The organism is Acinetobacter sp. F-1, from assembly GCF_022869025.1.
GTDB classification, from domain to species: domain Bacteria; phylum Pseudomonadota; class Gammaproteobacteria; order Pseudomonadales; family Moraxellaceae; genus Acinetobacter; species Acinetobacter pseudolwoffii.
Window position 1 is genome coordinate 55,760 of the sequence record NZ_JAJKFX010000003.1, and the last position, 14,589, is coordinate 70,348.

The 14,589-nt window shown below is 45.5% G+C and carries 14 protein-coding genes and 1 riboswitch; of the genes, 4 read left to right on the forward strand and 10 right to left on the reverse strand.

Annotation, left to right across the window (positions count from 1 at the left end; all coding sequences use genetic code 11):
* Positions 1-5 precede the first annotated feature (5 nt).
* On the forward strand, positions 6-1,202 hold the full coding sequence (gene ftsW, locus LOZ91_RS03980) for a putative lipid II flippase FtsW (RefSeq protein WP_005094435.1): 1,197 nt from the start codon (positions 6-8) through the stop codon (positions 1,200-1,202).
* Here the strand turns inward: ftsW and LOZ91_RS03985 are convergent.
* The 7 genes from LOZ91_RS03985 to LOZ91_RS04015 form a co-directional block, all read right to left on the reverse strand.
* Complete coding sequence (locus tag LOZ91_RS03985; protein WP_005094432.1) at positions 1,191-1,451, reverse strand: zinc ribbon domain-containing protein; 261 nt, start codon at positions 1,449-1,451, stop codon at positions 1,191-1,193. The genes ftsW and LOZ91_RS03985 overlap by 12 nt on opposite strands.
* 56 nt (positions 1,452-1,507) lie before the next feature.
* Positions 1,508-2,428: a tRNA glutamyl-Q(34) synthetase GluQRS gene (gene gluQRS, locus LOZ91_RS03990; RefSeq protein WP_225553535.1), complete on the reverse strand. Its 921-nt coding sequence runs from the start codon at positions 2,426-2,428 to the stop codon at positions 1,508-1,510.
* A 2-nt stretch (positions 2,429-2,430) separates the two neighbouring features.
* Positions 2,431-2,958 (reverse strand): RNA polymerase-binding protein DksA, encoded by a 528-nt coding sequence (gene dksA, locus LOZ91_RS03995; protein WP_005094428.1) that lies wholly within the window; start codon positions 2,956-2,958, stop codon positions 2,431-2,433.
* 210 nt (positions 2,959-3,168) lie between these two features.
* The gene (gene cpdA, locus LOZ91_RS04000; protein WP_244782691.1) at positions 3,169-3,981 is read right to left on the reverse strand and encodes a 3',5'-cyclic-AMP phosphodiesterase; all 813 of its coding nucleotides are present in this window, start codon (positions 3,979-3,981) and stop codon (positions 3,169-3,171) included.
* The gene (locus LOZ91_RS04005; protein ID WP_244782692.1) at positions 3,978-4,613 is read right to left on the reverse strand and encodes an NUDIX domain-containing protein; all 636 of its coding nucleotides are present in this window, start codon (positions 4,611-4,613) and stop codon (positions 3,978-3,980) included. Before LOZ91_RS04005 ends, cpdA begins: the two co-directional genes overlap by 4 nt.
* Positions 4,614-4,689: 76 nt before the next feature.
* On the reverse strand, positions 4,690-6,585 hold the full coding sequence (gene thiC, locus LOZ91_RS04010; protein WP_244782693.1) for a phosphomethylpyrimidine synthase ThiC: 1,896 nt from the start codon (positions 6,583-6,585) through the stop codon (positions 4,690-4,692).
* 88 nt (positions 6,586-6,673) lie between these two features.
* Positions 6,674-6,806: riboswitch (TPP riboswitch) on the reverse strand.
* A gap of 108 nt (positions 6,807-6,914) precedes the next feature.
* On the reverse strand, positions 6,915-7,946 hold the full coding sequence (locus LOZ91_RS04015; protein ID WP_074383657.1) for a hypothetical protein: 1,032 nt from the start codon (positions 7,944-7,946) through the stop codon (positions 6,915-6,917).
* A gap of 288 nt (positions 7,947-8,234) precedes the next feature.
* Between LOZ91_RS04015 and LOZ91_RS04020 the strand changes: the two genes are divergently transcribed.
* Both LOZ91_RS04020 and phoU read left to right on the forward strand, forming a co-directional pair.
* Positions 8,235-9,581 carry a TolC family outer membrane protein gene (locus LOZ91_RS04020; protein ID WP_180000936.1) on the forward strand — a complete coding sequence of 449 codons (1,347 nt, stop codon included), beginning with the start codon at positions 8,235-8,237 and terminating at the stop codon, positions 9,579-9,581.
* A gap of 92 nt (positions 9,582-9,673) precedes the next feature.
* A complete protein-coding gene (gene phoU / locus LOZ91_RS04025) occupies positions 9,674-10,393 on the forward strand; it encodes a phosphate signaling complex protein PhoU (protein ID WP_005094412.1) in 720 nt (239 codons plus the stop codon).
* A gap of 64 nt (positions 10,394-10,457) precedes the next feature.
* Here phoU and LOZ91_RS04030 read toward each other — a convergent pair whose 3' ends face one another.
* Positions 10,458-12,260 carry an ABC transporter ATP-binding protein gene (locus LOZ91_RS04030; RefSeq protein ID WP_244782694.1) on the reverse strand — a complete coding sequence of 601 codons (1,803 nt, stop codon included), beginning with the start codon at positions 12,258-12,260 and terminating at the stop codon, positions 10,458-10,460.
* Positions 12,261-12,410: 150 nt separating this feature from the next.
* Here LOZ91_RS04030 and LOZ91_RS04035 point away from each other — a divergent pair, with 150 nt between their 5' ends.
* Positions 12,411-13,031 carry an alpha-ketoglutarate-dependent dioxygenase AlkB gene (locus LOZ91_RS04035; protein WP_244782695.1) on the forward strand — a complete coding sequence of 207 codons (621 nt, stop codon included), beginning with the start codon at positions 12,411-12,413 and terminating at the stop codon, positions 13,029-13,031.
* Positions 13,032-13,093: 62 nt separating this feature from the next.
* Here the strand turns inward: LOZ91_RS04035 and ruvX are convergent, their stop codons facing one another.
* Both ruvX and LOZ91_RS04045 read right to left on the reverse strand, forming a co-directional pair.
* A complete protein-coding gene (gene ruvX, locus LOZ91_RS04040; RefSeq protein WP_244782696.1) occupies positions 13,094-13,537 on the reverse strand; it encodes a Holliday junction resolvase RuvX in 444 nt (147 codons plus the stop codon).
* Positions 13,530-14,084, reverse strand: a complete 555-nt coding sequence (locus LOZ91_RS04045) for a YqgE/AlgH family protein (protein ID WP_244782697.1) — start codon at positions 14,082-14,084, stop codon at positions 13,530-13,532. The genes ruvX and LOZ91_RS04045 overlap by 8 nt, the downstream gene beginning before the upstream one ends.
* Positions 14,085-14,589 lie beyond the last annotated feature (505 nt).

The following is a 14,589-nucleotide window of genomic DNA, read 5'->3' on the forward strand; positions in this document are numbered from 1 at the left end:
GTGATATGGCTGGGTTTGCTCAGACTACGATCAATAAACTAAACCAATTTTATAGCCAGTGGGTACCCAAGCTCCCCGCTGAGCTAAATCCACGGAATGTACTAATTTTCTGTGTATTGGCTTTACTGTGTATTGGTTCGATCATGGTGGCATCGGCCTCGATGCCTTATGCTGAACGTATGCATGAAAATGCCTTTCATTATATTAGCCGCCATGGCATTTCGATTTTTGTGGCAGCAGTAGCCGCCTATCTAACCTATAAAATTCCCTTAAAGGTCTGGTTTAATAACACCTTCTTTTTGTGGATTATTACCATTGTACTGTTGGTGGCCGTGCTGGTGGTCGGGACTGAGGTCAATGGTTCCAAGCGCTGGATTCGGGTGGCCGGATTTACCTTGCAGGCCTCGGAAGTGGCGAAAGTGATGATGGCGATTTTTACCGCAGACTATGTGGTACGCCGTGCGGAAGAAGTCCGAAACAATATTAAAGGGTTGGTTCGTTTAAGTGCGATTATGGGTGTGACCGTCGGTTTGATTATTCTTGAGCCGGACTTGGGGGCAACCGTGGTGATTACCTTGACCATGCTTGGCGTGTTTTTCCTCGCGGGTGCGCCGTGGATTCAGTTTGGTGTGGCCTTTATGACCTTGGTCGGTGCATTTGCCGCAGCGATTTTATTAGAGCCTTATCGCTTGCAGCGTTTGATGTCTTTTTCAAATCCATGGGAAGATCCACTGGGTAGCGGCTACCAGCTCTCGAATGCACTAATGGCCTTCGGCCGTGGTGAGTGGGCCGGGGTTGGATTGGGGCACAGCATTCAGAAAATGTCCTATCTGCCTGAAGCGCATACTGATTTTATGCTGGCGATTTTAGGTGAGGAATTTGGCTTTTTAGGTATTGCCACCATCCTGATCCTGTCTTTTACCATGCTGGTCTGCTGTATCCGGATCGGACATCGTGCCTTGCAACATCAATATCTACGTGCCGGTTATCTGGCCTATGGGATCTGTATCATTTTCCTGTTACAGATTTTGGTGAATGCCGGTATGAATATGGGCGTGTTACCGACCAAAGGTTTGACCCTGCCATTTATTAGTTATGGGGGTTCATCATTGATTATCTGTGCGGTGATGATCAGTTTAGTGCTGAAAATTGATTCGACCACTCGGCAGGTCAATCCAAGCCGGGAAGAATCAAGCTTCTAGATTGGAGTTGGACCCGGGCTCCGGCTGAGCATGGTCAAGCACTGTGCTCGGCATTGCAGTTCCGCAATTGGAACAGGTCACAAAAGCAGTTTTAGGCTTGGAAAGTGGAATCAATGGAATAAAAAACAAAGAAAAATAATGACGTTGCTGTTTCAGCTCATAGCCTGTACGGGTTCGGCAGACTGGACACAGGAACTGGCTCTTTTCAATAGTTTTGGTTTTAGGGCCGAATCCAAAAATAAAAAACATCTGCTTTTCCTCTCTGATTTTAATTCTAGAATTCTAGCTTAAGCCAAAACAGGTTTTTATTGATAACAACCTTGTAGTGCTGTTGTATGTGGAATCCGTTCAATGTTCCATTGCGCAACCGCCTGTTGCAGCATGCGTTGTGGCGTATCCAGATCAACTTCAGCCTGATGCAAAGCATTAAGTGCCTGTTTTAAGAGTTGTGGGGCCTGACTTAAATCCAGTGCTTGGGCCAGATTCTGTTTTGAGAGTTTTTGTCCCTGATCATTCATCGCCAGGGGTAGATGCATATAATTCAGACGCGGATAACCGAGCAACTGCCCCAGATAGATTTGCCGTTCGGTATTGTCCAGCAGGTCAGCACCACGTACCACATGGGTCATGCCTTGCAGATAGTCATCGACCACTACCGCCAGCTGATAATTAATAATCCCGTCACGACGTTTTAAGACAAAGTCTCCCAGATCTTTCTTCAGCTTTGAGCAGTGTCGACCTTGTAATTGATCTTCAAAACAGATTTCGATATCTTCGACTTTTAAACGGATCGCTTGATTGTCGAATGCCAGAGCTAGGTCACGGCAGGTATCCTGATAGATATGATTGGAACCGAGCATTTTACGGGTACATTGACAGGCATAAACCAGACCCTGCTGACGTAATTGTTCGATCACATCTGCATAAATATCTAAACGGTCTTTCTGGAAAATGATTTCGCCGTCTGGCTCAAGCTGAAAGGCGTCCATGGCACGCAAAATATGCTCTTCACTGCCCGGATAAATACGCGGAATATCGGTATCTTCCACCCGAACCAGCCATGTGCCGTGGTTGGCTTTGGCATCGCAATAACTGGCAACTGCGGTAATGAGGGAGCCAAAATGCAAAGGGCCGGTTGGCGATGGCGCGAACCGACCCACATAAGCCATCCTATTGTCCCCCTCCTTTTTTAAAGGAGGGGTTAGGGGAGGATTATTCAACAGCATCATTAACCGTTATTTTGCTTCTCTTTGATTTCCGCCAGGGTTTTGCAGTCAATACATAAAGTAGCCGTTGGACGGGCTTCTAAACGACGCAAACCAATTTCGATGCCACAAGTTTCACAGAAACCATAGTCATCATTCTGGATCGCTTCGATTGACTGTTCGATTTTACGGATCAGTTTACGTTCACGGTCACGGGTACGCAGCTCAATTGCAAATTCTTCTTCCTGAGTGGCACGATCGTTGACATCAGGCAGGGCAGTATTCTCATCTTGCATCGTATTCAGCGTACGATCCACTTCTGACATCAACTCGGCTTTCCAGGCCAGCAAAATTTGGCGGAAATGCTGAAGCTGACCTTCAGACATGTATTCTTCATTTTTTTTAGGTTGATAAGGTTCAATACCAAATAAGCTAGCAGTAGAACCACCGTCAGTCGTTTTAGGCTTAGATTTGCGTACGCGCTTTGCAGCTTTCTCTTCTACAACTTCAATTTGATTGTCTAAGACTTGATTTTGGTTGTCATTCGCCATTTAGGGCATTCCTCATCATATGCGTATGATTGCTACGCAAAAAATATGGTGATATGCAATTTTTATCCACCCTGTAGAAGGATTATCCTCCTGTGGGGGCCGTCATCATATAGACTTTTTATGCTTATTGATAGTCTTTGATGTCTGGACTATGCATATCACATTTCCTTTGGTTGCAATAAAGTAATGCAAAAAAAACAAATTGAAAAGTTAATAACCTGAAATTTCAGTATTAATATTTTGCTGACTCAATGCCACCCGTTCAATATAGGTATCAAACTCACCATTTTGTTGCAAATGTAATACACGATAACCGGGCGCCGCCTGATCTAGCGCGAAATCCTGGCTTTTAGGTTTGAACTGCACACTGGTCGATGGCGTGGATAAAAAATAGATACCATGCCATTCATTACAGGAATCCTGATGCACATGACCAAACAAGACCAGCTTTATATTCTGGTGCCGTGCCAGGACATCTTTCAGATCTTCGGCATTTTTAAGGCGGTGCTGGTCAATCCAGTGCGATTTCATCGCAAAAGGGTGATGATGACAAGCGATGATGACATGCTGATGCTTAAACTCAAGCAATAATTGGTTCAATTGATCAAGCTGAGCTTGTTCCACCCAGCCATCGACCTTGCCTTGAACGGCACTATTTAACAGGATCATGGTCCAGGTGCCAAAATGAATGGCATGTACCTGATTCGCATTCTGGTGAAAAGGGAACACCTGAGAATCGTCATGGTTACCTGGAATCTGATAATACGGCACGTTTAAAGACTGAATATATTCTAGATAGCGCTGATAAGTGCTTTCGACCGGCACCTGCGCCAGATCACCGGTATGAATCAATGCATCCATCTGGGGAAAGCGCTGTTGGATCTGCTGCATCACTTCATGAAAACTCTGCTCGGGATTCATCCGGGCAAATTCCAGCTCTTCCCGATCCATCAGATGAGTATCAGAAATCTGGATAATGGTCCAATCCGGCTGTGTGCTTGTGCTTGACTGCTGAAAACTCATGTCTTTCCCCTTAGACATATTCCTGCAGTATGAATATGTTGTTGCAACCATTGCAAGGCCATAATGACAGGCGCATTTCTTAAGCGACCATTCGTGAGCAAGAACGGAATATCGGCATAATCCAGAATATGCAGCTGGATATTTTCACCTTCATCCGGCATGCCAAAAATCCCGCCATGTTCAGGCAGTTCAGTTTCGGCGACATATAGATGAAACAGCTCGGAACAAGCACCCGCTGAAGGATAGAAGCTGAAAATATGCTGTAACTGATTCAAGCTACAGCCTGATTCCTCGAGTGCTTCCCGGCGGATACACTGTTCAGGCGCTTCATCGCCATCCAGAACGCCAGCAATCACTTCGAGTTGCCACGGTGAATCGACATCGTCCAGTCCGCCAATCCGGAACTGTTCAATCAGGCCGAATTTCTGCTGTTGATGGTTATAGATCAGCACACCCGCTGCTTCTGGCCGGTGAATCAGCTCGCGTTGCAAAATAGGCGTCGAGCTGTCCTGCTGGAATAAACGGTGTTTAAGGCTGACTTGTTCTACCTGAATAAATCCCCGGTACAAGAACTCACGTGCCTCTACGCTAAAGTCTTTTTTATTATAAGAGGCCTGTTTAATAATATTCATATGCTCAGATAGAATGAATTGATTTATTTTCATCCTATCTGAGTTTTTTTTGAAGACAACTGTTTTTTTTACAGTTTTATAGTTTGTGGTATAAATTTTGACCAGATTTGTGGAAGCTGGCTTTCATCTGATCCATACCCGCTTCAATTTCGGCCTGAGAGCTTGCCGGCTGATCAGGCTTGGCCTGCTGATTGGCATAGTCTCGAACATTCTGGCTAATCTTCATTGAACAGAACTTCGGTCCACACATGGAACAGAAATGTGCAGATTTATGTGCTGCTTTGGGCATGGTTTCATCATGCATGCTGCGGGCTGTATCCGGATCCAGACTCAAATTAAACTGGTCTTCCCAGCGGAATTCAAAACGTGCCTTGGACAGCGCATTGTCCCGGGCCTGTGCGCCTGGATGCCCTTTGGCCAGATCGGCTGCATGTGCTGCAATCTTGTAGGTAATAATGCCGTCTTTGACATCTTTTTTATTTGGCAAACCCAGATGCTCTTTCGGGGTGACATAGCACAGCATGGCGGTACCATACCAGCCAATCATTGCGGCACCAATGGCTGAAGTAATATGGTCATAACCCGGAGCAATATCCGTAGTTAAAGGCCCAAGGGTATAGAAGGGCGCTTCTTTACAGACTTCCAGTTGCAGGTCCATATTTTCCTTGATCATGTGCATTGGGACATGCCCCGGACCTTCAATCATTACCTGTACATCATGCTCCCAGGCACGGTGGGTCAGTTCGCCCAAAGTTCGAAGTTCGGCAAATTGCGCTTCGTCATTGGCATCCTGCACACAGCCCGGACGTAGGCCATCGCCGAGACTAAACGATACGTCATAAGCTTTCATGATCTCGCAGATTTCATCGAAATGGGTATACAAGAAGTTTTCCTGATGATGTGCCAGACACCACTGCGCCATGATCGAACCGCCACGCGATACGATACCGGTCAAACGGTTGGCAGTCAGCGGTACATATCTTAAAAGCACGCCGGCATGAATGGTGAAATAGTCCACACCTTGTTCAGCCTGTTCAATCAGGGTGTCTTTAAAGATCTCCCAGGTCAGGTCTTCGGCCACACCATTGACTTTTTCCAGTGCCTGATAGATCGGTACGGTTCCAATTGGTACAGGAGAGTTGCGGATAATCCATTCACGGGTTTCATGAATATTCTGGCCGGTCGAGAGGTCCATAATCGTATCTGCACCCCAACGTGTCGCCCAGGTCATTTTCGAGACTTCTTCTTCGATACTTGAACCGAGTGCAGAATTACCAATATTGGCATTGATTTTGACCAGAAAATTACGCCCGATGATCATCGGTTCCAGTTCCGGATGATTGATATTGGCCGGAATAATCGCGCGGCCGGCGGCGACTTCCTGACGCACAAATTCTGGCGTAATTTCAGTCAGGTTTTTTGCACCAAAATTCTGGCCCGGATGCTGGCGCATATCGACACCATCGAGTTGACGTAGGTTTTCACGAATGGCAATGTATTCCATTTCCGGTGTGATAATGCCTTGCTTGGCATAATGCATCTGGGTGATGTTGCGGCCGCATTTGGCTTTGCGTGGTTTTTGAATATGCGCGAAACGGATCGCAGCGGTACGGATATCGCGTAAACGCTGGCGGCCAAATTCAGAACTGAGCTGATCCAGAATTTCCGTATCGTTACGCTGTTCAATCCAGCTGTCACGGATATTGGGCAGGCCTTTATTCAGGTCAATCGTCACATTGGGGTCGGTATAGACACCGGAAGTGTCATAAACCATCAAGGGTGGATTGTATTCACCGCCTAAGCCTGTCGGGGTTTCACTGAGGGAAATTTCCCGCATCGGCACCTGAATATCAGGACGTGAGCCTGACAGATAGACTTTACGTGAAGCAGGCAGAATGCGCGTTAAATCACGTGCTTCCTGTTCATGGGTGGAGAGAGAAGTTTCAGAAGAAAGATTCGTTAACTGGTTCATGGCTATGATCCTTATGAATGACATCAACGAATCAAGCACGACCAAAAACGCGGGCAGATTTATCCTGAGCGGATAAAAAAAGGGCTGGGTTTTTAGCTGGCTTGATTCCTACGCAGGTCTTAACCTGATCAGGTTCAACGGTACTCATGCTCAATTCCTGATAACGATAAAAGGAATCACATGATCTCAGCGAGTGATTACTCGCGCTCCGTCAAGCGAGGCTAAAGCTTAGCTCAGTTGAGGCAGAATAAACAGGTCTAAATCTTTCAACTTTAACGATGATCTGTTCAGGTCAGGAAAAGCTGGACTCAGCTCCACACCCATTCCGGCTAGATACAGAACGCATCCATAAAACAGTCTTTATCATATTTTTGTGAGGGTGGACTGATCTTGGCATAATACAGAATCTGTTCAGCATCCGAACGGTTTCGATAGTCGGCAGGCAAGGCTTGCTGACGCTGTTGCGGATTCATGTCCAGAAACTCCAGAAATTGGCGAGCCTGGGTCGAAAGCGTTGATTTCTGACCGCTGGATAGACCAATAATGGTTTCCAGATGACTGGTATCGACTGCATAACGGTCACGATAATCCTCAGAAACGGGAGATGCTTCAGTGCCTCTAAACAAAAAATAGGTATATTGTTTCAGCAGGTATTCGGCATCCCGCTTATAGCTGCTCTCAGGATAGGTCTTGAGATAATCTTCCCAAAGCAGACTGCGGGCTGCAATGTCAGCTGCTTCAATTTGCAGGCGTTTTTCCACCAGTACCGGCTGCATATTCTGTTCAGCCAGATGTTCAATAAAGGCTTTTTCAGCGTCGGGTAAATAAGGCGCAAAAATGCGGGCCAGATATTCCGGACTACGACGATAATGTAAGTTGCCATCGCCAAGATCCAGCAGTTCGACATAAGCCTGACCTTTGTGTTTTAACAGGTACTGGTCACGTGAGGTGAGCTGCTGAAAATGGGCTTGCTGAATGGTCGGATGCTGGGCCATTTCCAGCGCATACTGTTCAAAGGCGCGTTGCTGGAACTCGGTACGGTCGACGGCTAAAAAGCGCTGATACATTTCAGTAGAACGCAGCATCAGATGCTTCTGCTCCGCCAATTCCATCAGGGGCAGACACACTTTAAGATCCTGATTAACCTGTTCCAGCGCAAAAGTGGTGCGCTGGTCATTAATCTGGGACATATTTTTTTCAATATTCTTGCACATCAGGCTAAAGTCATTGACTGGACTTTGCTTCTGATTGGTCTCAGTCTGTTCAACCTGGATCTGTGGTTCTGACGGCTGCTGACAGCCTGCCAGAAACAGCAGACTGCCGGAAATTAGACAGGCTTTGAATATCGACGGGAATGGCATTAACACTATGTTTCAGGACTCTGTATAGGTGAATTCAGAAAATAACGGCCTTGCTGGGAGATATATTGTATAGATCAAATAAAAATACTATGTTTAGTATTGTGAATTGCTTTGTTACATTGCGGGTATAGATCTTGAAAATTGAATTAATCGTGGATAAAACCCGAGAGTTATATTAAAAAGTTAATAAAAATCATACGCAAAAATGCAAAAAATCTCTTTAGTATGGCTTAGCTTAAAGCGCCAGAATTTTTGATCTGAATGGCTGTTAGGGGTTAACACTATAAAATGAAACTAAAACTCAGTGTCATGGCCGGTTTATTGTGCAGTAGTCCGGCGATTTTTGCCCTGGATTTGCAACAAGCCTATGCGCGCGCCCAGCAAAACGATCCGAACTGGCAAGCGAATCTGTTGCAATATCAGGCCGATCAGCTCAATCTGGGGATTGCCAGCGGAAATTTACTGCCGACCGTGAGCCTTTCAGGAAATATCACCCGTAAAAACCAGTCTGTTGATGCACCTGCCGATCCACAGTTTTCTAATTTCATTACTTCCAGTAATACCACCCGCCAGCTGGCTTTAACTGCACGCCAGCCTTTATTCCGCTGGGATGCCTGGCAGGGCTATAAACAGGTCAAAACTTCGGTCGAACTCAGCGAAGTCAACTTACGTCTGCAAAAACAGCAGCATATTTTACAGGTGGCAGAAGCCTATTTTAATGTCTTGCGTCAGCAGTCTTTGACCACGGCATATTTGCAGGAAGAACAGGCTCTATCTGAGCAGCTGCGCATGATGAATGCCAAACTAAAAGAAGGTCTGGTGGCACGTAGTGAGGTCAGTGAAGCCAATGCCCAGTATCAAAGTGCCCAAGCCAACCGGATTTCGACCCAAGTTCAGCTGGTTCTCGCTCAGGAGCAACTGGCTCAGCTGATCGGGCCTTACCGAGAAAATCTGGCGGTATTACGCAATGACTTCCAGTTTCAGAAACCGATTCCAAGTGACATGCAGTCCTGGACAGATTTGGCACAAAGCCAGAATCTGAACATTCTGCAAGCCCGTCTGCAAAAACGCTATTCTGAAGATGCCAAGCGGGTTGAGCAGGCCGCCCTCTATCCGCAGGTTGAAGCGGTCGGCACCTATGGCTATCTGAAACAGACACCAGAAACGATTATGTCCAGTAATGGTGATTTCGACCAGATTGGGGTGGAAGTCAACTGGAACCTATTTAGTGGTGGCCGTACCCAGAAAAGTATTCGTCAGGCTGGGGTCAATGTACAAAAAAGTGCAGCCCAATTAGACGCTGCGATCCGCAAAGCCAATACCGATGTAAAGCAGTCCTTCATGCAGGTAGAAACCGATCAGGCCAAACTGAATGCGCGTAAAGCAGCGATGGAATCTTCGGAAATAGTTTCACAAGCCTCCAGAGCCCAATATCAGGAGGGCTTAAAGACCATGGTCGATGTGTTGTTGGCCCAGCGCAATGCTTTTTCTGCCAAAACGGATTATCTGAATGCCAAATATGATTATCTGCTGCATGTACTCCAGTTACAGGCTTCAGTCGGGCAGCTGACCGAAAAGGAGCTGGCAGAGCTGAATGCCTGGCTGATCGAATATGATTCACCTCAGCCCAGATGACGCTACTATTGTCATCAAACTTTCATCATAAATATGCTTTAATGTGCTTTATTATTGATCATCGCTATATGCCGTTTCAGGAGTAGACTTCCTTGTGTCCAAATAATCCTGTGTTAAGTCATCACATTTCTTCGCAATTTAATGAAGAGTTGCAGGACGTCAATACCAAATTCATGACTATGGGCGGACTGGTGGAACAGCAGGTGGCCAACGCCATTCATGCCTTACTGGATACCGATGTCGCCATGGCGATTGATGTGCAGTTTCAGGACAATGTTGTCAATCAGATGGAAAGAGACATTGATGAAGCACTGACCCTGATTCTGGCACGCCGTCATCCTGCTGCGATTGATTTACGGATGGTGCTTGCCATGTCCAAGGCCAATACCGATCTTGAGCGTATTGGTGATGAAGCGTCTAAAATAGGCCGGATTGCACAAAGCCTGAGCGAAGAGGGTAGCTCGCCGCGCGGTTATATGGAAACCCGGCATATTGGCAACCAGGTTCGGGTGATGATTCATGATGCACTGGATGCTTTTGCACGTCTGGATGTAGATCAGGCCTTGAAAGTGATGTTGGCAGATGCGGATATCGACCGTGAATACCAGTCAGCAACGCGTACTCTCATGACCTATATGATTGAAGATCCGCGACATATTAGTCGTGTTATCAATGTGCTATGGGTGCTTCGTTCACTCGAAAGAATTGGCGACCATGCCCGGAATATTTCTGAACAGGTGATCTATATGGTCAAAGGTTTTGACGTACGTCATACCAGCGTCGAAGAAATTGAGCAAAAAGTTCAGCGTTAAAAACAATTATCTCTCAATAAAAGACCTCCCGCTCGGAGGTTTTTTTATTGGCTTGGAAGAAGCCCTAACCATGGGTTTCTTCCTCGGCATCATCCTCAAAAGTCTTGGCGATTTTTTCAATATTCAGGCTCTTGGCCATGGCATCAAAAATTTCCTTATACACGCCTTGCTGATGATAAAGCTGAGCGTGCTCACCATGTTCGGCAATCCTTCCCTCTTTCATCACATAGGTATAATCCGCGTCAATAATTTGCGACAGGCTATGTGAAATGATGATCACGGTACGGCCTTGCTTGATTTGATCCAGACTTTGCTTGATCTGTTCGGTGGCGATGGCATCCAGACTCGCCGTCGGTTCATCCAGAAAAATAATCGGTGGATTTTTCAGGAACATCCGCGCCAAGGCAATGCGTTGCTGCTGTCCGCCAGACAGCATGAGGGCATCACTATCATAGCCATCCGGTAACTGTAAAATCTGCGCATGAATCGAGGCTTTTTCTGCCGCCTCAATGACATCGTCCATTGAAGCTGTAGTTTTGCCATAACGGATATTCTCAAAAATGGTGCCTTGAAAAATATGATTTTTCTGCAACACCAGACCAATATGATCACGCAAAAATTGGGTGTCATAGTCTTTCAGGTCAATGCCATCCAGTTTAATCTGGCCTTGTTGCGGCTCATAAAATTTATCCAGCAGGCTGATCAGGGTAGATTTCCCCGCACCGGATAAGCCGACCAAAGCCGTGATCTTATTCGGACGAATTTCCATCTCAATATCTTTCAGGGCATGATGGTCATTCGGATAATAAAAATTCACCCCAGTCAGTTCAAATTTACCAGTCACTTGCGGTTTTTGTTGACCACTTTGTTCAATTTCCTGATCCGCTTCCAGAATCTTAAAGAAGCTTTCTGAATAGATCATGGCATCATTCACTTCATCATAAATCCGGTGCAGTGAGCGAATCGGGGCGGAGACATTATTAAACAGCAGCACATGAAACATGATCATGCCGATACTCATCTGGCCATCCAGCACAAAGTAAGAGGTCAGAATAATAATCAGCACAATGCCGATCTGTTCCAGGAACGTTTTCAGACCATCAAACAGGAAACTGGTCTGGCGGGTTTTCATCTGGTTGTCGGTCAGTTCGCGTTGTAAGGTCAACTGCTTTTCCGACTCGATCGATTCACGGTTAAACGACTTGATCACGGTAATCGAGTTGATGATGCTGAGAATACCCTGACTCTTTTTCTCACGGCCATCCCGCAGACTACGACGCCAGCCTCCGAGTTTTTGTGCCTGTTTATAGGTCAGCCAGAAATAGATCGGCACAATGGCAGTGGCCACCAGACCAACATACACATTGGCATAGTACATCAGGCCCAAAGCCACAATTGCGCTGGTAAATAACGGCAAGATATCAATAAAGAAAATCTGCACCAGGCGGGTCAGTGAACCGATGCCGCGATCAATCCGGGTCTGTAATTTTCCGGCCTGATTATTTTCCTGATTAAAAAATTCCAGACGATATTTTAAGAACTTTTCAATAATCCCTTGCGCCAGATCCTGAGAGACAAAAATCCGCAGTTTCTCTCCGTAAAATTTCTGTCCGAACTGCACAAAGGCATTGAGAATTTCTTTACCCAGCAAGATCACCGAAATGGTGATCAGAATATGCCAGCCTTGTTCCAGTCCTTGCCCGGCTTCCAGCAATGCGTTAATGCTGTCGACCGCATATTGCAGGGTCAGCGCATTGACCTGTGCGGTAAAGGAACCGATCAAGGTCAAAATCAGCGTGGCAATCACCAGCACCCGATATGGCTGAACAAAAGGACGCAGTTTAAGAAACAGTTGCCATAAGTTCATAAAGGATTATTTTTATTGTGAAAGTTAAATTTAGTTTAGGCAGGAACAGGGCAAGTCACAAGGGAAAATGTTGTAGTCATTTGTGACAGCCGGTTGTACTTTTCTGGAGTCAATGCAAGTATTTTCAGCAAGATACTGGATCTAAATAACATGACCCTAGATTTATTCGAGCCGCAGCCTGAAACGAATATCTTGCCCTTCGATGGGGTGGTAGAGAATTATGGCCTGATTCTGGATCAGGCACAAAGCCAGCAGTATCTGCAGTATTTTCTGAGTCAGTTGGCCTGGCAACATGATGAAGTGCGCTTATTCGGCAAGCACTATGTCACCGCACGCCAAGTGGTCTGGTATGGCGATGCACATTATCAATATCATTATTCAGGGACGCTCAAGCAAGCTCAGCTGTGGACTCCCGGACTGTTTCGCTTAAAGCAGCAGATTGAACAGCTGGTGGGGCATCCTTTTAATTCCTGTCTGGCCAATTTGTATGAAGATGGTTCCCAGGGTTTGGGCTGGCACAGTGATGATGAACCTGCTTTATATACAGGCACCTCTCGGGAAAATGTCATTGCTTCACTCAGTCTGGGCGCGACGCGTAAAATGAGCTTTAAGCATAAAACCCAAGGTAATAAAGTCGATTTGCTGTTACACAGTGGCCAACTGATTGTGATGCGTGGCCAGACCCAGCGGCACTGGAAGCATAATATCGGCAAGACCAGCAAAGTTTTGACACCAAGAATCAATCTGACATTTCGTTATTTTTATACTTAAAAATATTTTTGGACATAAAAAAGCACCCCAAAGGATGCTGATTTTCAAGTTCTTACAGCCGTTTAAGGCGTGATTCCAGCCGGATGACGATACCAGCTTTCAATCAATAAGGCAGCGGCGATACTATCGGCAGATAACTTCTTGCCGCGACCTTGCGCCTGATAATGATCCAGTTCATCTCGTGCTTCACGGGTGGTCAGACGCTCATCTACCATCAGGGTTGCAATATTGGTCTGATGCCGTAAACGGCGGGCAAATTTACGGGCCCGTGTCGAAAGCTCCGATTCACTATCATCCATATTCAGCGGCAAACCGACCAGAAATAGATTCGGTTGATGGCTTTTTACGATTTTGAGCAGTTCATCCCAGTTGGGAATGCCATCTTTCATGGGAAATAATGGCAGGGGATTGGTACTTTCAATCAGGGACTGTCCAACAGACATTCCCATTTTTTGTGTACCAAAATCAAACGCCATAATGGTTTGTGGCGTGTTTACATCAGGCATGTCCAATCTCGGAAGATAACCAGTTGCGGTCGACGCCCATTTTTTTATAGGCTGCATCCCAACGGTCGTTATAAGGTAGATTAAAAATCAGATCCATATCGGAATCACAAATCAGCCAGTCACCGCGAGCAATTTCCTGTTCCAGCTGATGTTTGGCCCAGCTGGCATAACCCAGGGCAATCTGATAGCGGCCGACACCTTCATTATGCGCGATCGCGTCCAGAATATCTTTAGATGTGGTAATACAGATATTCTCGCCTACCGCAATAGAGGAATGCCAGGTCGGCTGACCGGTATGTAACACAAAGCCGGCCTCAGGACGTAAAGGTCCACCTTGCAATACTTCATGCGGATTGACATTATCTGCTTCAATATCCAGATCATTCAGCAATTCTTTAATTTGAATGCCGGCAGGTCGGTTGATGATGATGCCTTGTGCGCCATCTTCATCATGACGGGCCAGATAGATGACCGTCTGAGAAAAAAAGTCATCGTCCGCATGTGGCGGCGCAATCAGACACCGATGTGTCAGAAATTGTTTGGTCACCTGAGCAGTTCTCCAGAAGTCAGTATAGTATGCAGTCTGCAAAAGTAATGAATTGGGCTGATTTCCCTGCTTTCAATCACTCAAACTGACTATTCCTTGCTTGTATTTATCCCATAAAAATAAGTTGCTGACAACTTGGCTTTGTTGAGTCTGAGTAGATAAGAGAAAAATATAATTTTAGGGTTTATTTTAAAAGATGGCTTTATTGTATTTTAAGGCGCACTAAATTTTATTTATTTTGAGTTAGTGTTTAATACTCTGAAATATTGACTATAAATTGCTATTACGATTTTAAATTATGATCTCAAATGAGATTTAAATTAAATTTTGATTATTAATATAATCTATAGCTGTTCTTGATAAATTCTCTATTTTTGTCCATTAACTCTTCTTTTTTTAATTAAAACTAAAATACATTAAATTTTATTATGCCTTGAAAGCTATTTTTTAAAGTTTTTTTTAAGTCTGGAAAAGTAATTTATTTAGATAAAAAAACGATCAATAT